The organism is Fulvivirga sp. AWR4_260 (genome assembly GCF_056158185.1).
The window spans coordinates 2,513,663-2,536,285 of record NZ_JBSWSU010000015.1 but is presented as its reverse complement, the minus strand read 5'-3'; the positions used below and the strand labels follow the sequence as shown (position 1 = coordinate 2,536,285).

Sequence of the window (22,623 nt, the reverse complement as noted above, 5' to 3'; positions counted from 1 at the left end):
AGAGCTGATTTCTTCGCTCCATTTGTATACTTCATCGCTTTAATTCTTTTATCAAGCCCTCAGGATTAATATTTGGATTAATAATCACTAAAAGTATATCTAGATATGGGCGAATTAAGAGTTCGTGAGTATAATTTGTTTTCCCCTACTATAGTAATGACGGGAGCAACTTCTGGAATTGGTTTGCATGCAGTAAAGAATTTGGTGGATCAAACAAACGCCCGAATTCTCATAGGAGCAAGAAGTAATAGCATTCCTACCAATGGTTACCTAAGCCTGCCTTTGGACCTGGCTTCTCTGGATAGTGTAAGAAAATTTGCTCAAGAGGTGATTAACAGTATAGGAGAAGAAAAAATAGACGTTCTTATTCTAAATGCAGGTATGCAAACACCTACTAATGAGAAAAGAAGTGTGGATGGTTATGCAATGGCTTTTGCCGTTAACCACCTGGCTCATTACTTGTTAATTCGCCTGTTAATGCCTTACCTGACCCAAAATGGCAGATTAATAATCACCACAAGCGATACGCACGATCCGGAAGTAACTCCCATGGCTCCTAAATCTCTGGAACCTCAGAAACAGGCTAATCCTGTAAAAGGTGGCTTTGGCAGTGGTATGCGTGCTTATGCAGCATCCAAACTTTGTAATATAATGACGGCTCTTTATCTGGTAGATTCTGAGATGGTAAAAGAGAAAAACATCTCAGTTATAGCATTTAATCCGGGGCTTACCAGCACTTCTTTAGGCCGTGAGAGCCCTATGCTTGCTAAAATTATTATGAGAATTCTGATGCATACAGTATTCCGTATTATAGGCATATTTCGTCATGAATATAATTTGAGTCAACCCAAAGTTCCGGGCAAAGCGCTAGCGGATATTGCGTTAGGTAAGTTGAACCCACCTGAAGGCCAAATTTATATCTCGATGGTAAAAGGGAAACATAAATTTTTAAATCCATCGAAGCTGGCTCAAAATAAAGAGCTTCAAAAGCAACTATGGCAAGAGAGCGAAGCTATGGTTAATCTCTAAAAAGTATTCTGGTTAGAAGATAGAATAGCTAAAACTGTCTGAATTAACCTTAAATAACCTTAAAACAGAAGAAGATAAATACAATGGCTAAAAGTAAGAGCCCCATGGCTATGATGAAAAGCAAAGTAGATATGAAAAAGTATATCTACTCCGGCAAACATTGGTCAGAGTTGAAGTTTTTTGATCATATGTTGAAAGATGCTCTGACCAAGCATATCCTTGGGTTAATTCGATTTCAGATGACAGATGCGGGGGAAGTATTTGAGACCCTCGGCCAATTGAATGGTTCTTCTGAAAAGGATTGGGCTATAGCTTGGGGTAATACGGCCGAAAAGGTACAATCTAGAGCAGAAGGATCATATAAAAACAATAAAATGGTTTCCGCAGCATCTGCGTATTTGAGAGCTGCATCATATTGGAGAATAGCTCTAATGTGTTTCAGTGAACAAGACGATTCTATTGTAGTAGATTTTTCAAAGAATAGTGTGCATTGCTATAATCGCTATCTTGAAACATCCGGTTATCCAGGAGAAAAGATTCAGGTTCCTTATGAAGATACCTTTTTGCCCGGATATTTTTATCGCTCACCTGTAGCTAAAGAAAAAGCACCATTGATGATTATTACTCCAGGTAGAGACACATGGGGGGAAGATACTGTTTGGGTATATGATGAGGCCATAAAAAGAGGCATACATTGTTTAGTTGTAGAGGGGCCCGGTCAGGGAGCAGCTCTTCGATTGCAGGGCTTAAAATTCAGAAATGATTGGGAAAAGGTAATTACCCCAATTGTTGATTATGCTGAAACACTATCAGGCATAGATATGAACCGAATTGGCCTTTTGGGGATCAGTTTTGGAGGCTATCTGGTTCCTAGGGCTGCCGCATTCGAGAAAAGAATCAGATTGTGTATTACTAACCCGGGCAACATCAGTTGGGGAACTTCAATAGCTGATGCATTCAGAAAAATAAAAAAGTTGCCAAAGTTTCTCAGACCTTCTATGATTGATGCTATGGTACAGGATTATGCCTGGAAGCACGGTGTGCAAAATGATTTCGATACGGTAATCAAAGAGCTTGACAAATATACCAATGAAGATATTTTGGATCAGATCACCTGTAAAGTTATGGTTATGGATGCTACCGCGGAAGTGCTCCCAGGAAGAGCCAAAATTTTCTATGATGCCTTAAAGTGCCCTAAACACTATATGCTGTTTGATGAAGATACAAGTGCTCAAAACCATACCCAAATGGGTGGATATGGTGCTGCTTCCGAAATTTTGTTTGATTGGGTAGAGGATAACCTATAAATAGGTGACCCAACATAGATTCCGTAACACTAAACAGCCTTGTAAATAAATATTCATTCACAAATAAATCTTAGCGTATCACTTCTTCGCGGACTTACAACACTTTATCGCAATAATTCAGGAGATGAGTTTTAAAGTTCCAACTTTAGCTTGTAAACGAAAAGCATGAAAATGTCAACGATTTTAGGTATCGGATTATTTATTGGATTGGGAATACTGATCTCTTTAGGAATCTATCAGTTCAAAGATTCAGCATCAGAAGATAGGAGGAAGAAATCTGACCACTATAACGGTAAGAAGTTTTTTAACCCTACCCTGGAGGAACAGTTTTCACCAGGTTTCTCAGACATTTTCAGAATGATGAGAGAAGGTCGCCCAAGCTGGCCTGATAGCGTAGAGAATACGGGAGTACCCAGGCTTTCAGACCATATAAAAACGGGTGATTTGGCATTAACCTTTGTAAATCATGCCACTTTTTTAATTCAAACATCTAATCTTAACATTCTTACAGATCCTGTATGGTCAACAAGAGCCAGTCCGATAAGCTGGATAGGCCCTAAGCGTGTAAGAAAACCGGCTGTAGAAATAGAGAACCTACCTAATATTGATGTGATATTATTAAGCCATAATCATTACGACCACCTGGATGTAGAAACCTTAAAAACACTTAATGAGAAGTTTTCTCCTAAGGTGATAGTTCCAATTGGCGATAAAGAATTAGTGGAGTCAATAGGTATAAGTAATGTGAAAGAGCTTGACTGGTGGGACAGTGTACAGGTGACCCCGTCAACTCGCATTACATTTACTCCTGCTCAGCATTCATCAGCGCGCGGTCTTTTCGATCGGGATAAAAGCTTGTGGGGGAGCTATTATATACAATCAGGTGACCGTACTGTATACTTCGGGGGAGACGGAGGTTATTCTACTCACTTTGCAGATATAAAAGAGCGTATGGGCTCACCCGAAATCGCAATAATAGGCATAGGGGCCTACCTGCCAGATTTTTTTATGAAAGCCATTCATACCTCTCCTGCAGAAGCTGTTATGGCACATAGGGATTTGGGAGCCATTCAAAGCATAGGTATGCATTTTGGCACTTTTCAATTAGCTTCTGAGCGTTTTGAACAACCTCTGGAGGATCTTAGCAAGGCTATGGACAAAGAAGGTCTTTCCGAAGATGAATTTATTACACTTCCAGAAGGTGAAACCAGATTTTATAAAAAGTAATTATTATTAGCAATCGCTATTTGCTTAACCAAATATTTGAATAAATGGGCTTATTAAAAACAGTTTTAAAACAGATCCTTGAGGAAGGCACGGTGATTGGTAAAGAAAAAATTTCCGATGCTGTTTATAAAATTAGTATTGAAAACGAAAATATTAGTAAAGCTGACTTTATGCCAGGCTATTTTCTGCGGGTGGCAATAGGTGTAACTGATGAAACTTTGTCGAGAAATGATTTTGTAAGGAGCTATTCTGTCTGGAATATTGATAAAGAAGATAATACACTAGATCTGGCCATAGCCACCCATAGCAATGGTGCGGGAGCGAGATGGGTTACTCAATTAAAACCAGGAGATAAAGTATTTTTCAGGTGGAAGAAAGGGAAATTCGTACAAGATGATATAGCTGATAGTTATTTAATGATTGGCGACATTTCCGCATTATCTCATCTATACGTAATTAAAAGAAATTTACCATTCTATAAACAGGTTAATAGCATTATTTATGGTGAAAGCCAAAGTGATTTTTTCAATGATATCGATAATTCTAAACCCTTTGATTTTTATAAATTGCCAAACAAACCTATCCTTGAGTTAATTCATAAGATCAATGAAATATTACCTGCTATGATGGGTGAAAAAATGGTATATATAGGAGGCGATAGTCGAATTTGCGTAGCTCTCAATAGATATTTTAAAAGCCAGCTTCATTGGCAAAATAGAGAAATTAAAATTAAACCATTTTGGAATCCTGATAAAAAAGGTCTGGAGTAATTCGCATACTAAAAGCTGAAATTATAATGAAAGGAGTCTGAGGTAAAATCTCAGACTTTTTTTATGGTGCGGGATCCAGGGTTTATTTCTTCGCTCATTTCTCCTGTTTTATCGCTTTAATTTTATTCTCAATGGTGTTGACCTTTGTTTTGTCCCTTCAAGACCAAAAGATCTATTATGAGATTATTACTTACTATTTCTGTTCTTCTTTTTTCATGGGGACTAACTGTAGCACAAAATCATACCATTAGCGGAACCATTAAAGATAACGGCACCGGAGAAACATTAATCGGAGTTTCTATCTATGTTCCAGAGCTTAAAACAGGCACAGCATGTAATACATATGGCTTTTATTCTCTTACCTTACCAGAAGGGAAATACCACCTGATTTATAGTTTTATGGGGTATAAGTCAGATACAACTTTTATAACTCTAACAGATAACATTAAGCTGGATAAAAATTTATCTGAAAATACTACCCAATTGTCGGAAGTGGTAGTAACAGCAGAAAAGGAAAATGATAATATAAAAAACACAGAAATAGGAGTAGAAAAAATAGATATAAAGGAGGCCGATAAGTTACCCATTATATTCGGAGAGAAAGATATTATTAAAACCCTACAGCTTATGCCTGGGGTAAAGTCAGCAGGAGAAGGAAATGGAGGCTTTTTTGTCAGGGGTGGTTCGGCAGATCAAAACTTAATCTTGCTGGATGAAGCACCCGTTTACAATGCATCTCACCTTTTAGGCTTTTTCAGCACCTTTAATAGTGATGCTTTAAAAGATGTTACCATTATAAAAGGAAACAGCCCGGCTCAATATGGAGGCCGACTTTCGTCTGTGCTTGATGTGAAAATGAAAGAGGGTAATAATCAAAAGTATAGTGTTTCAGGAGGCCTGGGATTAATCAGTAGCCGCCTTAGCCTGGAAGGACCTATACAAAAAGGTAAATCTTCATTCATACTTTCTGGCCGAAGAACGTATGCGGATCTTTTTCTTCGGGCCAGTGAAGACTTTGAAGATAATTCACTGTATTTCTATGATCTGAATGCCAAAGCCAACTTTTGGGTTAATGATAACAATAGAATATTTATTAGTGGATACTTTGGCCAGGATGTGTTGGGTTTTGGTGATGATTTTAGAATTGACTGGGGAAATACTACTGGTACCCTACGCTGGAATAGCATTATCTCTCCAAAGTTATTCTCTAATACTTCAATCATTTATAGCACGTATGAATCAAATATTGCTATTAATGGGCAAAGCTCAGACTTTAATGTAAATACAGATATACGAGACTGGAATTTAAAACAGGAATTCGACTACTTTCTTAATGCTAAAAACAACCTGAAATTTGGCTTTAATGCCATATATCATACCCTAACACCAACTCGTTTTGAAGGAGATAGCATATCGGCAAGTCAGCAAAGCAGGCCCGGAATTGAAAATTCTGTTTTTATAAGCAACAATGCTAAACTGAACTCAAGGCTAACTATTGATTATGGTTTAAGGTTCTCATTTTATACTCTAATGGGTGAAGACACATATTATCAATATGAACATGGTCTTTTACAGGACAGCGTACTACTGGGAGATAATGAATTTGGCAAAACCTATTACAACTTCGAGCCTCGTTTTCAGTTCAGTTACCTCATTAACGAAGTCAGTAGTATTAAGGGAGGGTATTCCAGAAATACGCAGCATTTGCATTTACTCAGCAATAGTACCAGCTCTACACCTACAGATCAGTGGATAGGTAACTCTTATAATATAAAACCTGAAATTAGTGATCAGTTCAGTTTAGGCTATTTTAGAAACTTCAACCAAAGTAAATATCAGGTAAGCATAGAAGCATATTATAAGGATTTACAAAATCAGGTAGATTATAAAGATGGTGCCGATCTGATTTCTGCGCCAGATGTGGAAAGTGAATTGCTATACGGTAAAGGCAGGGCGTATGGGGCGGAGTTTATGATTAAAAAGACATCCGGAAAGCTTACTGGTTGGATTGGCTACACATTGTCGCGCACAGAAAGGCAGATTGATGGAATCAATAATAATGATTGGTACCTGGCCCGCCAGGATAGGACTCATGATTTATCTATTGTATCTACATACGAACTTTCAAGCAGATGGACACTCTCCGCACTGTTCGTTTACAACACAGGTAATGCCGTTACTTTCCCTAGTGGCAAATACAATATTGAAGGAAACACAGTATTTTATTATACGGAAAGAAATGGATATAGAATGCCTGATTACCACAGGTTAGATATAGGAGCCACATATTCTAAACCACATAAAAACAAAAGGTTTGAGTCTTCCTGGAATTTCAGTTTGTATAATGTGTATGGAAGACAAAATGCCTATACTATAACTTTTGAAGATCATCCGGATGATCCTACCCGCACCAGGGCTATGCAAACAGCATTGTTTCGCTGGGTGCCATCAGTTACCTACAATTTCAAATTTTAAAGTCTATTCACGGACTCATTTACAAAATGTAATTGATAAAATTTAATCTAATAACATGAAAAATATATTTGTACTCATTATTTCTGTCATGCTCTTCACAGCATGTGAAAAAGAAATAGACATAGATCTGAACTCTTCAGAATCACAGGTGGTAATAGATGGGAGTATAACCGATGCTCCAGGCCCTTATTATGTGAGGATTACTCAATCAGTAAATTTTAGCGAATCTAACAGTTATCCTGCTGTTACAGGTGCCTTGGTAGTGATATCTGATAATCATAATAATATAGATACACTCTCTGAAGTATCTGATGGGTTATATGAAACCCACACTGTAACAGGTGTACCAGGAAATACCTATTATTTAACCATCAATATTGATGAGAAAGAATATACGGCTACCTCTACCATGCCTCATAAGGTGAATTTTGATGCCTTGGAATTTGAGGAATCGTCCGGGCCTGATGGAGATTTTACTGCGCTGCCTATATATAAAGATCCTGAAACTCCGGATAATCGCTATCGCTTTCTTCTTACAGTAAATGGCGAAGTGGACGAATCATATTATGTTTTTAATGACAACTTAAATAATGGAACCGTTAACGAACGATCCATTTTCAGCCCTGATATGGAGATAGAAGAAGGAGACTCTGTAACCGTGGAAATGAGGTGTGTTGATATGGCCACTTACACCTACTTTTATACACTTTCACAATTTTCTGGTGGTGGACCTATTGGAGGAACTACGCCTACAAACCCTCCTAATAATATTGGAGGAGACCCGGCACTTGGCATATTCGCGGCTTATACTATTCAAACCAAAACAGAACAGGCCTCCTATTAGCAATATGATAATACCCTAACCTCTCATATAGGCAACAACAGATTAATGAATGTATTTATTTAATCTGTTGTTGCCTCTTTATTATACTAAAATCACCATTTTGTATAAATAGATATAGTGCTATATTTTAAAATTGAGGTTTTAGACAATTCAACCCCTATGCGCAATCTGGCTTCTTTGTTGTGCTGAGCCGTCTTCACTTTCACCATATCTCCAGTAAGAATATGCTCTCCACTGGCTGCGTTCCAAATTAGCCTGAGATACTTTTTCTCTAATGGCTCTTATAGATTGGTATTCGGCAGCAGCAAAAAAGAATATGTCTGATGGAAGATCTTCTGCGGATAAATGTGATGAAAGCAACTCTTGCTTACCTGGCTGATTATTATAAGTCCATATTATTTCCACATCAGCTGGCTTTTGTAATGACAGCATATCATGTTCATCACGTACTTCAAGGATTACTTTTCCCTTAACATGGTCTGGCAAAGATTCAAGCATTACGCTAATAACAGGTAGGGCGGTATGATCGCCCATGAAAAAATAGTTGCTCGCTGTTTCGAATAAGGTATTATTTTTCGCTTTCATAAGTACCCCTAGCTGGTCTCCTTTTTGCGCACTTATGGCCCAGCCAGAAGCAGGTCCTTCATCACCATGTGCCACAAAATCCACTACCATTTCACCTTTCTCCAAATCTAAAGCACGCAAGGTGTAAGTACGCACACGGCTCCTGTCCATACCATCCCTTCCCTCGGGTAAGTTGACCACTCCATTTACAGGTAAAATAATTTTATTATTATCACCCACCTTAGCATGAGCAAAAACGTCTATTTCATCCCCTTCTAAAATTATTCTGATGTAGTGAGGGGTAAGTTGAATCTTTTCCTTCACTGTTAACACTGCTCGCATAAATGGATTATTCATAATATCATTATTTTACCTGTTTCTGCATTATTTTATATTACTCGCTGCCGCTGCTAAACCTTCTATCCATTCCTGATGAGCATTTAGCATCGGATTTGGCTTTGTAGTAGCTAACTCCCTGGCAGGTGCTCCATTTTGTGTTTCCTGAGTAAGAATACGTACGCGGCCTTCAGATAGATTTTCAAAAAGCCATGCATGATGTACATCCAGCACTGTTTTTCCTTCATTTTCTACCCAGCCATGCCATGCTATTCGTGCTACCCCGTCAGCTGCCGGAGGCTGAAACTCTACTACCTCTGCCTCCACTAAAAAGCTAAATGTGGTGAATTTAAACCTGGTTCCTGACTTTAGTAAAGGTGCTTCATGATTATAGAAATGAATATCAGAAACATTGCTATAATACAAAGGCCAGGCAGAAGTGTCTACTATAGATTCCCACACCTGATCGGCCGTTAAGCCTTTGATTATTACCTCATTAGAAACATAATTATCTGTTAAGCCCGGTATAAATCCCTGTGGCCATTTTATATCACTCATTTTATTTTTACTTTAAACGTTCAACTTCACTTTATCTTCAATATGCCCCTGCGGAATAATGCAGCTCATAAGAATGCGAATATATTTCGAAAACCGTTCCAAATGGATCCTCCACATAGCACATTCTATATGGTTTCTCTCCTGGAAAATACTCTCTCACTGGCATTCGCTGCTTACCTCCTGCTTCCACAATTTTCTCTACCAAACCCTCTACGTCAGGATCCTGCACTGAAAAATGAAATAATCCGGACCTGAACGGGGCAAATTCAGGTTTCAAATCTTTACTTTCTTTAAACTCAAATAGTTCAAACCCAATACCATCTCCAGATGAGAGGTGAGCTATCTTAAAAGATCCCCAACCTTCACCAAACACATCTATACACATTTTACCTATGGCCGTATCATTCTCCTCCTGTATCACACTTGGTTCCATTATAGTGTAAAAGCCCATAACGGTGGTGTAAAATTCTACTGCCTTATCTATATCCGGCACGGTAATACCTATATGTGAAAAGGTTTTAGGATATGGCCTATTTGCTTTATTTGAGGTCATAACTTAATTTTATTTATAGTGAATGTAAGGCGTGAGGCATCACCTTTCACTTCATTAATTCTTGAATTTGTATAGTATAAATAACCATCATAAATACTAAATGTATCAGCCCATTTCACATGATCACCACTATAGAAAGTTTGTAAATTGCCCTCTTTATCCAGATAAACTATTTTCTGGTTCTCCAGATCAGCCATGTAGAGCTTTTCTTCATTGCTAAAAATCATACCATCGGGTGCCGGAGTTTCTGCTTCCTTCCTTATCTCTGCTTCTATCTGCTCTTCTGTACCTATAGCCAGCAGCTGAGCAGGCACTGAGTAAAGCGTATACCCCGTAAGGCTATGATAATAAAGCCTTTTATTATTATCATTAAGTGCAATACCGTCTGAATGAACCGGCTTTCCTCCCCATTTCTCTCCCATAATCATTAAATGATCTTTTTCTGCAGTGGTCGAATAGTGCTGGTCTAAAACTCGCCTGCTTTTTCTACTTCTCAGATAATACACTATTAAGCCTGGCTCATTAGAATCGGTAATATAAATACAGTTATTCTCGTGGTCTATGCGCAGATCATTGGTATACGAATTGGTTTTATAAACCTCATTATCAAGCTGTAGCACATCCACTAACTTATTAGTATCAAGATCAAAAACGAAGATTCTTGGCGCATTCAGCACCCCTTGAAACATGGGATTTCGGGTATCCAATACATATAGCTTATCGTTATCAGCCACTACCGACTGCACCGCTACAAATACCGAATCTGAAGGAGCATCTCCTATCTCCCATCCATTCCAGTTTTCATTAGGGTATGCTTGGCTGTCGGCCACGCCATGAACCTCTACTACTGCATTATTCACGCCTTTTCGCCACCTTGGAAAATTAGCAAAGACACGTCCATTATCACTTACGGAAACACCCGTAACCTGCTGGCCATAAAATTCTGCTACCGTTATTGAACTGTCTGCCTTGCTTTCTATTGCTTCACTTTCCTGATCGGCCTGTTGCTTGCCTCCACAAGCTACTACCATGGGGAGTAAGAGAAGGCCAAGCCAAGTAGCTTTCATCACAGATACCATTTTATTTTTCATTTTGAACTCCGTTTATAACTTTTATCGTCTCCTCTCCTACCGCATGCGCTGATTGAGGGTTCTGTCCTGTAACTACGCGCTGATCTACTGCCACGTGCGACTGCCAGGGCGCAGATTTTTCAAATATGGCTCCTCTTTCCTTTAACTTGTCTTCCAGCAAAAACGGCACTACATCCTGAAGACCTACTGCAGTTTCTTCTTCGTTTGTAAAGCCATTGATCTTTTTATTACTTACCAGATAGGATCCATCACTCAACTTAAGATTTACCAATGCTGACGGACCATGACACACGGCACTTACCACGCCATTATTTTCATAAATTTTTGCAGCCAAAGCAGCTATTTCATTATTATCAGGAAAATCCCACATGGTACCATGTCCGCCAGCATAAAAAATGGCTACATAGTCTTCAGCTTTCACTTCGGAGGGCTTTAAAGTATGATCTATTTTATGGTGATATTTCTCATTATCCCAAAACTCTTTGTTAATAGGATCTTTCAGGTCTAAACCATCTACCGGAGCTTTACCACCCTTAGGGCTAATAAAATCCATTTCAAAACCATGATCTTTAAATACTTTCCAAGGATGTGATACTTCAGAAAGATAATAACCTGTTTCCTCTCCTGTATTGCCTTTCTCGGCATGGCTGGTAACTACAAATAGTATTTTCTTTTCCATCTTATTATTATTTTGTGCTAGTAATGGATTAGTAACTAAAAACGCAGCAACCATAAATACAGCACTAATTAAATGTTTAAATGTCATTGCTTAGTTGTTTTGCTAATGTTTGAACCGGTAGCTCTAAACACCTTCTCCAAATGGCTGAGATAATTCTGTTTATGCTCCTCCATTCTTTCCGGACTATTGTTTTTCTCTACATCGTGAAAATGGAAGCTTTCCAGAGCTTCTAAAGAGATAAACTCATTCATACGGTGAAAACCGAACAAAATGCCTTCATCCACGCTTTTCCCTTTGAAAAACTCGCCTGGTAGTGTAAAAGCCGTTTCCGGAGCATTCCAAGTGGTAGTAACCATATATTTTCGGCCTTGCAGAAGCCCACCTGTACCATAATTAATGGCAGGGTTCTCATCTTTTCTGCCATCGCTGCGGTACATTCCTTTTCTATGGCCGGCAGTAAAAACCTTATCTATATATTCTTTTAAGGCGTACGGCATTCCCATCCACCAGGCAGGAAAATGATAAACTACTACATCGGCCCAAACGAACTTATCTATTTCCTGCTCCAGATCATAAGGGTCGTTAATATCTGTTACCTGAAGATCAAAACCATTTTTAGCCGTAAAAAAACTTTGATCCAGATCTATCAGCGTTTTATTAAATCTACCTTGTGAATGTGCAAACCGCTTACCTCCGTTAATTACAAAAACCTTTTTCATAAAGTATTTCTCTTAAATTCTTTACAAAGCTAGGCTCTCATTATTTATAATAAAAATAAGTTAAATTAGCTCTATGTATAATTTTAATTATACATAGAGCTAAGATTATTTGCCTATCCAAACCATTGCATCTGGCCCCTTGCCAGAATGGATAAGACGGCTGATCTTCATGGATTCAAGATCTACTTCTGCGATATGGTCTTCATTAGTGACTCCCACCCAAACATGTTTATTATCAGGAAGTAAGAAGATGGATTCAGCACTTGCCCCTAAGTGAATAGATTGAATTACCACCTGTTTTTTAGGATCAATAACCACTAAATCACCTTTTCCGGAATCCGTACCCAACAGGTACTTTCCATCTAAAGTAAACTTCACTCTGGCTACACCATAATTGATCGGAAATGTATTTAATAACTTTTGGGTCACTATATCTACAATTACAATAGCATTGCCACCTCTGAGTCCTACCCACACTTGTTCGCCATCGGGTGAAAGCGTCAAGCCTTCTGGAGCTTTACCTACCTCTATGATATTTTCTTTCCAAGCTCCGCCCTTCATCGGATCATCTCCTTTGAGGCTGAAAATAGAGATAGTACCAGAACCCCGGTTGGTACATATTAGGTGTTTACCATCATCAGTCATTACCAGCATATGTGTCTGATCCTGACCAGTACCATTTATCCATGTAATTTTATTGGTCTCTGGCTGATAAGCCCCAACCACTCGGGAACCTTCAGCCGTGAAATAAAAATAACCATTAAAGAAAAATACGCCATGCGGATTCCACATAGCCCCCAAGTCGATCCTGTATTTTTCCTTTTGATTTTTTATATCAATTAATGAAAGTTCATTGCTTGGCTCTTTATAACTGCCTGTATTGGTGACCAACGCATATTTTCCATCATCAGATAAGGCAATTTCATGTGGCTCATTACCTACAGCTACTGTTTTTATTACCTTCCCTTCTTTTGAATCAATAAAAGCCACACTTCCAGGCAAGTTAGCATTGCTTCTTACTTTATTTACTACAAGAACATCTTGAGAATAGCCACTGCCATATACAAATACAAGGCAAATTGTAGCGAGCTTAATTAAAATTATACTTTTCATATTTTAAGCTCAAATTTTAAAGAGCATCAATTAACGACTGAGCCATTCGTTGATAATCTTCATTGTTATTAGCTTTGGCTACCTTAATAGTTTCCAAAGCGGCAGTTTTAGCTCCCTTTTTATCTCCTAAAGCTTTGTAAATGCGAGCTTTTAACCACCATACGTGGTTCATTCTTGCACTACGAGGGTCTGCACTAGCCAAGTCTATCCACTCTTTGGCCTGTTTTAGGTCTTTATCATTATCATAATAATATTGAGCGGCAGCATAGTAAGGCTTATTATCCTGCTTAAAAATGTCCTCAATCTCTTTCATCACCACCTGATCGGTGTTAGTAGTAATAGGCACTTCTATAAGTGTATGCTCCCATTCTAAATTAAGCACACAGCTACTGCCTGTAAATTGAGTGAAATCTATAGTAAAGGTTTCTACCAACTCAGTTAACTTCTTTACAGGCACGGTTAACCTCACCACATCATTATTTTGATTATAAAGGCTAGGATTATTGATATTAAGATCTTTAGTGATGATTACCACCCATTCTTTGGCATCAGGAATACTCAAAAGCCCATATTTTCCAGCTTTAATATCTTTACCGCCAATAACCACATCATTACTAAATTCTAATGTAGTGGCCATATTAGCTCCTGTACGCCACACTTTGTCATAAGGCACAAACCCATCTCCTATGCTACGGCCCTTTAAGCCAGGCCTGCTATAAGAGAGCTGAATAGTTCCTAAACCAAAATTCTGCGTGATAGTTTGCGTTGGAGACGCCTGTGGAGTAGATATTCGCTGTGCCTGGCTTGCAAATACGGCACTTAACATCAGCATAGTAGTAATCATTAATTTTTTCATATAGGTATAAGTGTTTTAGATAATATTAAGAATCAAAATTCAATTTCGCTTACTTAGGTATGCATCTATAGACCAGCTTCCCGGCCCCATAAATAGCAAACACATAAAGGCTACCAGATAAAAAAGAGAAATCTCCATAGCGGCATATCCCCCTCCTGCATGTACCACAAGTACAATGATTAAAAAGTTAACTATGAGGGGAAATAATGCCCATCGGGTAAGCAGTCCTATTAAAATCAGTGTAGTGCATAGGACTTCAGCAAATGTGGCAAGTCCCAAAGACACCTCTTCTCCAATCCCCAGCGGATCCATAAACTTAATGGGCTCTGCAGAAAAAAGCATATTTAACTTATGCCAACCATGGCTTACCAGCAGCGAGCCTGCTGCAAATAACCTTAGAAACAGCAGACCGATAGTATTCCCCAATGGCCATTCGGGATAGTTAATAAAAAACTTGTGCATGTGTATTAATGTCTTCTGCCACCACCCGAATAAGTCATGGCCTCACCCTTGCCAAAGCTGTAGCTAAAGCCCAGCGTAAAGAATGTACCCATTTTACCAAAATTATAGAGGTAATAATCATCCTGGCTAACTATGCTTTCACGAATACGCGAAGCAAATATGTCTCTCACGGAGAGGTTAACTACGGCCTTTCCTCCTTTCAGCTTTTTGCGCATACCGGCATCAGCGTATGCAAAACCAGATCTTACTCCCTGAACGGTTTTATACTTAGACTCAAAATTACCTGATAGCTCCACTTCAAAATCTGCAGGCAATACTATTTTGGTACTCAACTTAGAGGTCCACTGGCTACCCTGAAAATCGAAGTTCTGGTCATTAAAAAATCCTTCTCGGTTGAAATGACCATAATTAAAATCGCCATTAAACGATATCCAGTCGGCAGGATCATACTTGCCGTTCATTTCAAAACCGGTTTGCTTTCTGGTTCCTATATTTTCAGGCTGATTGATGTTAACATTATCCTGATAATATGACACAGACTCTATTACATCATCAGTATATAAGTAATAAATGCTGGCATTTAATGATACTTTCGAGAACATCATAATAGAAGTAAGCTCGTAAGAGTCTGCAAACTCAGGCATTAATTCCGGATTACCCCTTCTTATACTGTACGTGTTCTGAATATTAAAAAATGGGTTCAAATCCCAAAGCCTTGGTCTTCTTATTCTCCTTGAATAACCAGCCTGAAGGGAAAACATTTTACTGAACTTATAAGATGTATGTAGTGATGGAAACAGGTTGGTATAATTTCGCTGGTTAGACTCATTGGTGGTGGTAAGAACGGTACTTAAATCAGTATTTTCTAATCTTAAGCCACCTTTTACACCCCACTTTTTACCCTCGTATGCTCCAGTGGCATATACACCTAATACTTTCTGATTATATTCAAAATTATTAGATAAGTTAGGATCTAGTGTCCATTCAGCACTTTCGTCTTGGTATACAGCGTAATCATTAGCTACATCATTAATTTCGTACATAGCACCAGTTTCCAGCGTTACCTGCTTAGTAAGCGGATTAGTATAATCTAAACTGAAAATGTAGTCATCCTGATGGAAATCTGTAGTCGTTTTTTGATTATCTGCTACATTATCGCCTTCTATCAGTGTATTGGTAAATTCAGACGACTGGTCTTTTCCAAAGAAATTTCCGGTAGCACTAAATAGCAGAGAATGATCCTTGTTATTCTTAAACTCCTTTTTGTATTGCAGATCATATTGAAATTTTGGATTGTTAGCCGAAGTTTCACCATTTCTCTGGTAATAGTTTACCAGCTGTCCTTCTTGGTACGTATAGAAATCATACTCCGAAGGTTCACTTTCTTTTTCATAGGCTACATTACCAGATAAGGTAATAACATTTAAATCATTGATATAATAATCAGCTCCCAAGGTGGCATTCACAAACTTTTCTGTCTTCTCCTCATCTCCATACCCCTCTATTACGGAACCCCCGCTATAGCTTTGGTTTATGCTCTTAGATTCCCTATTTCTGGTACGCAAACCCGCTCCTAACTGGGTAAACAAATTAAAGTTTTCTGTACGTTTGTTTAAGCTAAAACCCAAGCTATGGTTATTAGGAATACCTGTATTTATAGAAACTGATCCGTTAGACCCTTTTTTCTCTTCCTTTTTAAGAATGATATTGATAATGCCTGATGATCCTTCGGCTTCATACTTAGCTGATGGATTAGTAATCACCTCTATGCTTTCAATCATATCTCCTGTAAGCGTGCCCAAGGCATTGCTTTGCTCATCGGCCAGCACAGAGGGCTTACCATTAATAAGAATCTGTACTCCGGTATTTCCTCTTAAACTGATCTGCCCTTCTATGTCTACATTCACAGACGGAACATTATTAAGTACATCAAGCGCACCTACACCTACGGTACTCAAATCAGAGCCTACATTAAATACTTTTTTATCGAGCTTAAACTCTACTGATGATTTCTCAGCAGTAATCTCTACTTCCTGCAGCGTTTGGCTATCTTCTCCCAGAGCTATATTTCCAAGATCAATGACGCCATTATTAATGGTAAACTGATGAATTTCTTTTGGCTTATAACCAATAAAACTTACTTCGAAATATATGCCTTCTGAGCTATTTGTTTTAAACGAAAAGGTGCCATCCTCGCCTGTGGTGGCTCCTGTTATAACTTTTTTGTCTGCTACGCCCATCACTGCTACTGAGGCATAAGATATAGCAGCACCGCCATTTTGTTCTACAATTTTACCCTTCACTGATACAGGAGCCTGTGCCTGCACAGCCAGGTTACCTGCAAAAAGCAGTACTAAAAGGATTACTTGAATTATTCTACTCACGATCTTTAACTTTATTTGCAGCAAAGGAGAGCTGAGAACTTTATATAAGAAAATCGATCATGGCCAACGACATTTTTGATCACGCGAACGACATAGCCTATCATTTCCTGATGGTAAAAACCTCTCTAAATACAGGATGTGGTTGGGGTTACACTGGTGGGCAGTATAAATGTGCTGTTTACCTGCTTTTTTCTTACCATGCCACAGTTTGTGCTTAATTTTACAGTTATGAGAGAAAAAAGCATTCTAAATAAGCTAAACCTTTACGAACTCATATTTCAGGTATTACTGCATGCTATGGTGTTTATATTCTTTGCCTATGACACCCGCTGCTTTCATGAGCAAAAGCAGGTAGACCTGGCAGAAGTAGTAATATTTGCCAACTATGCACTGGCAGCAGCAGTAATCAACTATTACCTATTACCTAACTTTTTATACCTCAAAAAATACTTGCACTTCATTATCTACGTAGTGGTGCTGATTTTAGTAGTCATATTTATAGAAGAGGCCATTATTGAAAAAATATTTTATCCTACTACAAGAGGTACAAAGTTTCCGGGTATTTTCATTAATCTGCTAGATGCATTACCTACTATCACCATATTGGCCGGGTTTAAATTTGCCTGGGATGCACTTACCAAACAGCGCCAGGTAGAACAGCTACAAATGGCCATGAAAGATAGTGAGCTGCAATACCTAAAATCTCAAATTAATCCTCATTTTCTCTTCAACAATCTTAACAACCTATATTCTTATGCCATAGAGCAATCTCCAAAAACACCGGAAATAATTCTGGAACTGAGTAGTGTGCTACGCTATATGCTCTATGAGTGCAAAGAGAAGTATGTCTCTCTGCAAAATGAAATTCAACAACTGGAAAATTTTGTTAACTTAAGTAAACTTCAGTTTGAAGACCGGGGCGAAATCAATTTCAATGTTAATAATATTAATCCCGGCTATAGAATAGCACCGTTGATATTGTCTGTATTTGTGGAGAACGCTTTCAAACATAGCTCCTCCAGCCAAGTGAAAGATATAAAAATAGATCTGGGCATAGAACTGAAAGAAGATGTTCTCCATTTCACCTGTGAGAATAGTTTTTCACCAGTAACTAACACCAATGATCTTTCTAAAGGAATAGGTCTGGAAAATGTAAAGAAAAGGCTTCAACTGCTTTATCCCGGAGCTTACGAGCTCAGCATTAAGGAGGAAGAGCATATTTATAAAGTATTTTTAAAACTAAAGCTCATGGTTCAGTAAAATGGATTGTATTATTATAGAAGATCAGGCTCCTGCGCAGCGAGTGCTAAAAAAGTACATTACAGACTTGGGATCTCTACAGCTTATAGCCACTTTCACCGATGCTATACAGGCACTGGAATTTCTAAAAAAACAAACCATAGATCTTATATTTCTAGACATTCACCTGCCAAAAATTTCGGGCATTGATCTTATAAAAACCTTATCTCACCCACCGGCAGTCATACTCACCACGGCCTTCTCTGATTATGCTGTACAAAGCTATGAACTAGATGTGGTAGATTACCTTATAAAGCCATTCTCCTTCAACCGCTTCGTAAAAGCCGTAAACAAGATAAATAAGTCCGCCATGCTAACTGCTGAAAATGAGGAACAGACCTTCTTTATAAAATCCGGGTATGATTATATAAAAATAAACAGTGCAGACATTCTCTACATTAACTCTGATATGGACTATACCGAACTGCACCTGGAAGAAAAAAAACATATCAGTTCGGAGACATTGTCTTTTTGGGAGCAGAAGCTGGCAGGCAACAAATTCATACGAGTACATAAATCCTACCTGGTAAACCTCTTAAAAATAGAAAGAGTATCCGGCAACCAAATCTATTTATCGGAGAAAGATATAATACCTATTGGCAGAGCCTATAAAGAATCTTTCACGAATAAATTTCTAAAATAATAATTTGTTAATTTTGCTACATATAAAACAATAATTATAGATATGCAGGCAAATTTAGAGTGGTTCAGAACTTTTAAATCTATATACGAAACCGGTACCATGAGCGGTGCTGCCAAGCAGCTTTACATGACACAACCGGGTGTGGGCCTGCATCTCAACTCACTAGAAGGCTATACTGGCTACGCTCTTTTTGAACGAACAGCCAGAAAAATGATTCCTACCGAAAAAGGTCACCAGCTCTACCAGCAGGTACTTCAATCATTGCAAGGGTTGGAAGAAATAGAAACAAGATTTAAGAAAAAGGCCGGTAAAGAAAGAGCTACCCTTACCGTAGGCATGTGTATGGAAACCTTCCAGCAGGGATTAGAGAAACATATACCTAAACTGGATTTTAATCTTATTTTACAGTTTGAAGCCAATAGTGTACTCACACAATCACTAGAAAAAGGGGCGCTGGACATGATACTTACTAACTCAGTGAGCACCAACAAAACCCTTATATTTGAGCCCTTCACGGTAGAACGTCTCATTTTAGTGGCCGGAAAAGAAACAGACCTAAGCAACATACCCGACTTTGAATCTGCAGATCAAAAATGCATAAAAGAATGGCTCAAGGAACAAATATGGTACAATACCGCAGCAGACATGCGTATGCTTACAACCTTTTGGGAGAGAAATTTCAAAGAGCTGCCAGATTTTTTTCCTAACTATATAGTACCTAATAAATTCTCCATCATCAGGTGTCTCTCCCAAGGCAGTGGACTGGCCGTTATCCCTGATTTCATCTCCAGAGAAGCCCTGGCCAATGGTGATGTATACAACATATGGGAAGGCTACAAACCCATAGAAAACACCCTCTACTTTGGCAAAAGAAAGCAATCACTCTTTATGGATGAAATAAACCAACTGGAAGATATGCTTATTAGAGAGTTTGCTCCGGCAGAGCATATGGTGTGATTAGTGTTTTAAAGAAGGCTGATTCCTATTTTAATGTTTGCAAACCGGGTTGGTTTAATATCTGATTATAGAGTAAGGAGATGAGTAGCTTATCTCAATAATAAAGTACTAAATTTCATTTTTATGATTCGATCTTACTATGAAAATTCAATTGCTTCTTTTATCAAGGAAAGCACTACGTCTGTTTTAGGAAACTTGAGTTTGAATCATAGCAATCGTACTCTTGAAGAACTTCAACGGAATGCTTGGATAAACCAAATTGAAATATTGAAAGAACAATTAGCCTGCTTTAGAGGACATATATTCTTTGAATTTGCTATTCCAAGAATGGGTAAAAGAGTTGATAACGTCATTATTATTAAAGACTCTATTTTCATTGTGGAATTCAAAGTGGGAGAAAACAACTACGGAAAGCATGCAATCGAACAGGTGATAGACTACACTCTAGATCTTAAAAACTTCCATGAAGGAAGCCACAGCGCTAAACTGGTACCGGCATTTAGTTTCTACGAATGCTGCAGTAATCGAGAACGATGTAAATAAAATTTTAGCGCTTGAAGATGCTGCAAAATCTAATCGAAATTCTCTTTCTAAAACACTAAGTGTTTTTATTCAAGATATAAAATCTATCCCACTTTCGCCTAACGATTGGGAGAAATCAATTTATAAACCTACACCGACAATAATTGAGGCTGCGCGAGCTCTTTATAATGGACACAAAGTAGAAGAAATATCAAGATCAGATTCAGGAGCTATTAACCTATCCAAAACGGCTCAATATCTGAACGACATAATCAATAATAGTAAGACCTCTAATACAAAGTCAATATGTTTTGTTACTGGAGTCCCTGGTGCAGGTAAAACATTAGCTGGGCTTAACATCGCAAATGAACGTATGAAGTCACACGAAGATGAACATGCTGTGTTTTTATCGGGTAACGGACCATTAGTTGATGTACTAAGAGAGGCTTTAACAAGGGATATAGTTTCTTCTAGTAGACAGCATGGATCATCTATTAAAAAGAATGACGCCAAAAGAAAAACACATGCCTTTATTCAGAACATACATCATTTTAGAGATGAATATCTAAAACAAAATATACAGCCTACCGAAAAAGTTGTTGTTTTTGATGAAGCTCAACGAGCTTGGACAAACAAACAGGCAAGTTCATTCATGAAAAGAAAAAAAGGCATAGAAAATTTCAATATGTCTGAACCTGAATTTTTAATTGATGTAATGAATAGGCATACGGGCTGGTGTACAATTGTTTGTCTAATAGGTGGAGGTCAAGAAATCAATACAGGCGAGGCTGGTCTTGAAGAATGGATTGAAACTTTAAAAAATCACTATTCAAATTGGCATATTCATTACTCAAACTTAATTATTAACACACCTAACTATATAAAATCTTCTGAACAACGCGAATGGTTAACTCACAATGCAACAAAAGCCAAAGAACTTCATTTAGCTGTTTCAGTTAGATCCTTCAGGTCTGAAAAATTATCTGCTTTCATCCATAACCTATTAGAGCTGAGGGTAGAAGATGCTAAAGAACTCTATAAAGGGCTTAAGTCTCAATTTCCTATTAAAATTACTAGAGATATGGAATTAGCTAAATCATGGCTAAGAGAAAAAGCCAAAGGCTCTGAAAGAACTGGTATTATAGCTTCATCTGGTGCTCGTAGACTGAAATCTGTTGGGCTTGACGTTAAAAATGAAATATCAGCACCTATCTGGTTTTTAAATGGAAAAGAGGATGTTAGATCATCATATTTTTTAGAAGAAATTGCTACCGAATTTGATATACAAGGATTAGAAATTGATTGGGTTTGTCTTGCTTGGGGGGCTAATTTTCATATTGAAAATAATAAGTGGAGACATCAAATCTTTAAAGGTTCCAAATGGGTTAATATGAAGCAGTCCATTGACCAAGAATATCTAAAAAATACTTACAGAGTATTACTTACAAGGGCTCGTCAAGGCATGGTAATCTATTTACCGAACGGCTCATGCATTGATAATACAAGACCCGATCGATTTTACGAACATACTTATAAATATTTATTAGAACTGGGTATAGATGAATTAATGTAAATTATCTCTATATCCATGTCAGAGGTGCATAATTGATTAGTAGTCAAAATAATAATTGCCAAATGGTTCAAGTCGAATAACTTGTGGCTAAACGAAACCTTAGTTAGGAGAATTGTAATTCTCTAATAATATTGTCCTGTATTTTTCGAAAAAAAACAGCTAAGAAAGTTATAGGTATAATAAAAATTGCAACAGGAAGAATCTGTAAAAAGTGAGACGGCTGTTGAATTGCACTTAAAGCAACTAAACCCAAGATATAAGAGACAAAAAGAACTAATAGTATAAAAACAGCAAGTGCACCATGGAATCTGACAGTAACAGATGTGCCGGAATCGCTCGGGGTAAAAGTGGCTATAGCTTTTGGCCAGTAAAAAATACTATTGCTCTTGATGTTAATCTGGTGCTCAAAGGGGATTTTATACCAAAGAGATTTAGTGGATTTTAGTGCCTTATCCAATTCAAGGAAATAAGTTAGATGATTGCCAGAATAATCAGGTTCTATGTCCATATTCCGCCTGATATTTCTATACAAATCATCAATCTTTAACTTAGTTTGATATGTTCTCTTAAGTCTCACTTTTGATGCGATGAAAAGTGATGCAAGTTAACTAGAAATTAAGTTAAGTTAGATAATTATTATACCGTTATATCCAAATTGCGAT

The 22,623-nt window shown here is 37.9% G+C and carries 23 protein-coding genes; 12 read left to right on the top strand and 11 right to left on the bottom strand.

What is annotated here, in order from left to right; all coding sequences use genetic code 11:
* Positions 1–105 precede the first annotated feature (105 nt).
* The 6 genes from ACXACQ_RS17015 (at position 106) to ACXACQ_RS16990 (ending at position 7,652) form a co-directional block, all read left to right on the top strand.
* On the top strand, positions 106–1,029 hold the full coding sequence (locus ACXACQ_RS17015) for an SDR family NAD(P)-dependent oxidoreductase (protein ID WP_474977167.1): 924 nt from the start codon (positions 106–108) through the stop codon (positions 1,027–1,029).
* A gap of 83 nt (positions 1,030–1,112) precedes the next feature.
* Positions 1,113–2,336 (top strand): alpha/beta hydrolase family protein, encoded by a 1,224-nt coding sequence (locus ACXACQ_RS17010; RefSeq protein ID WP_474977166.1) that lies wholly within the window; start codon positions 1,113–1,115, stop codon positions 2,334–2,336.
* Positions 2,337–2,507: 171 nt separating this feature from the next.
* Positions 2,508–3,563, top strand: coding sequence for an MBL fold metallo-hydrolase (locus tag ACXACQ_RS17005; protein WP_474977165.1), 1,056 nt, complete (start codon positions 2,508–2,510; stop codon positions 3,561–3,563).
* Positions 3,564–3,607: 44 nt separating this feature from the next.
* Entirely contained in the window at positions 3,608–4,333 is a 726-nt protein-coding gene (locus ACXACQ_RS17000; RefSeq protein WP_474977164.1) for a siderophore-interacting protein, read from the top strand.
* Positions 4,334–4,510: 177 nt separating this feature from the next.
* Complete coding sequence (locus tag ACXACQ_RS16995; RefSeq protein WP_474977163.1) at positions 4,511–6,808, top strand: TonB-dependent receptor; 2,298 nt, start codon at positions 4,511–4,513, stop codon at positions 6,806–6,808.
* Positions 6,809–6,863: 55 nt separating this feature from the next.
* Positions 6,864–7,652 carry a DUF4249 domain-containing protein gene (locus ACXACQ_RS16990; protein WP_474977162.1) on the top strand — a complete coding sequence of 263 codons (789 nt, stop codon included), beginning with the start codon at positions 6,864–6,866 and terminating at the stop codon, positions 7,650–7,652.
* A 150-nt stretch (positions 7,653–7,802) separates the two neighbouring features.
* Here the strand turns inward: ACXACQ_RS16990 and ACXACQ_RS16985 are convergent, their stop codons facing one another.
* The 10 genes from ACXACQ_RS16985 to ACXACQ_RS16940 all read right to left on the bottom strand — a co-directional run bounded on the left by ACXACQ_RS16985 (position 7,803) and on the right by ACXACQ_RS16940 (position 16,967).
* Positions 7,803–8,573: a siderophore-interacting protein gene (locus ACXACQ_RS16985; protein ID WP_474977161.1), complete on the bottom strand. Its 771-nt coding sequence runs from the start codon at positions 8,571–8,573 to the stop codon at positions 7,803–7,805.
* A gap of 27 nt (positions 8,574–8,600) precedes the next feature.
* Positions 8,601–9,110, bottom strand: a complete 510-nt coding sequence (locus ACXACQ_RS16980) for an SRPBCC domain-containing protein (RefSeq protein ID WP_474977160.1) — start codon at positions 9,108–9,110, stop codon at positions 8,601–8,603.
* A gap of 37 nt (positions 9,111–9,147) precedes the next feature.
* Positions 9,148–9,663, bottom strand: coding sequence for a lactoylglutathione lyase family protein (locus ACXACQ_RS16975; RefSeq protein ID WP_474977159.1), 516 nt, complete (start codon positions 9,661–9,663; stop codon positions 9,148–9,150).
* Positions 9,660–10,754 (bottom strand): L-dopachrome tautomerase-related protein, encoded by a 1,095-nt coding sequence (locus tag ACXACQ_RS16970; protein ID WP_474977158.1) that lies wholly within the window; start codon positions 10,752–10,754, stop codon positions 9,660–9,662. Before ACXACQ_RS16970 ends, ACXACQ_RS16975 begins: the two co-directional genes overlap by 4 nt.
* On the bottom strand, positions 10,744–11,520 hold the full coding sequence (locus tag ACXACQ_RS16965; RefSeq protein ID WP_474977157.1) for a type 1 glutamine amidotransferase domain-containing protein: 777 nt from the start codon (positions 11,518–11,520) through the stop codon (positions 10,744–10,746). Before ACXACQ_RS16965 ends, ACXACQ_RS16970 begins: the two co-directional genes overlap by 11 nt.
* Positions 11,517–12,152: an NAD(P)H-dependent oxidoreductase gene (locus tag ACXACQ_RS16960; protein ID WP_474977156.1), complete on the bottom strand. Its 636-nt coding sequence runs from the start codon at positions 12,150–12,152 to the stop codon at positions 11,517–11,519. Before ACXACQ_RS16960 ends, ACXACQ_RS16965 begins: the two co-directional genes overlap by 4 nt.
* 105 nt (positions 12,153–12,257) lie before the next feature.
* On the bottom strand, positions 12,258–13,265 hold the full coding sequence (locus ACXACQ_RS16955; protein WP_474977155.1) for a YncE family protein: 1,008 nt from the start codon (positions 13,263–13,265) through the stop codon (positions 12,258–12,260).
* Between the two features lie 16 nt (positions 13,266–13,281).
* On the bottom strand, positions 13,282–14,121 hold the full coding sequence (locus tag ACXACQ_RS16950) for a DUF2911 domain-containing protein (RefSeq protein WP_474977154.1): 840 nt from the start codon (positions 14,119–14,121) through the stop codon (positions 13,282–13,284).
* Positions 14,122–14,160: 39 nt separating this feature from the next.
* A complete protein-coding gene (locus ACXACQ_RS16945; RefSeq protein WP_474977153.1) occupies positions 14,161–14,583 on the bottom strand; it encodes a DoxX family protein in 423 nt (140 codons plus the stop codon).
* Between the two features lie 5 nt (positions 14,584–14,588).
* Entirely contained in the window at positions 14,589–16,967 is a 2,379-nt protein-coding gene (locus ACXACQ_RS16940; protein ID WP_474977152.1) for a TonB-dependent receptor domain-containing protein, read from the bottom strand.
* 59 nt (positions 16,968–17,026) lie between these two features.
* Between ACXACQ_RS16940 and ACXACQ_RS16935 the strand changes: the two genes are divergently transcribed.
* The 6 genes from ACXACQ_RS16935 to ACXACQ_RS16910 all read left to right on the top strand — a co-directional run bounded on the left by ACXACQ_RS16935 (position 17,027) and on the right by ACXACQ_RS16910 (position 21,961).
* Entirely contained in the window at positions 17,027–17,185 is a 159-nt protein-coding gene (locus ACXACQ_RS16935) for a hypothetical protein (RefSeq protein WP_474977151.1), read from the top strand.
* A gap of 10 nt (positions 17,186–17,195) precedes the next feature.
* Positions 17,196–18,227, top strand: a complete 1,032-nt coding sequence (locus tag ACXACQ_RS16930; RefSeq protein ID WP_474977150.1) for a sensor histidine kinase — start codon at positions 17,196–17,198, stop codon at positions 18,225–18,227.
* Between the two features lies 1 nt (position 18,228).
* Positions 18,229–18,909: a LytR/AlgR family response regulator transcription factor gene (locus ACXACQ_RS16925; protein ID WP_474977149.1), complete on the top strand. Its 681-nt coding sequence runs from the start codon at positions 18,229–18,231 to the stop codon at positions 18,907–18,909.
* Positions 18,910–18,951: 42 nt separating this feature from the next.
* Positions 18,952–19,866, top strand: coding sequence for a LysR family transcriptional regulator (locus ACXACQ_RS16920; protein ID WP_474977148.1), 915 nt, complete (start codon positions 18,952–18,954; stop codon positions 19,864–19,866).
* A 123-nt stretch (positions 19,867–19,989) separates the two neighbouring features.
* Positions 19,990–20,409 carry a hypothetical protein gene (locus ACXACQ_RS16915; RefSeq protein ID WP_474977147.1) on the top strand — a complete coding sequence of 140 codons (420 nt, stop codon included), beginning with the start codon at positions 19,990–19,992 and terminating at the stop codon, positions 20,407–20,409.
* Positions 20,330–21,961, top strand: coding sequence for a DUF2075 domain-containing protein (locus tag ACXACQ_RS16910; RefSeq protein ID WP_474977146.1), 1,632 nt, complete (start codon positions 20,330–20,332; stop codon positions 21,959–21,961). Before ACXACQ_RS16915 ends, ACXACQ_RS16910 begins: the two co-directional genes overlap by 80 nt.
* Positions 21,962–22,064: 103 nt before the next feature.
* Here ACXACQ_RS16910 and ACXACQ_RS16905 read toward each other — a convergent pair whose 3' ends face one another.
* Positions 22,065–22,469 (bottom strand): hypothetical protein, encoded by a 405-nt coding sequence (locus ACXACQ_RS16905; protein ID WP_474977145.1) that lies wholly within the window; start codon positions 22,467–22,469, stop codon positions 22,065–22,067.
* Positions 22,470–22,623 lie beyond the last annotated feature (154 nt).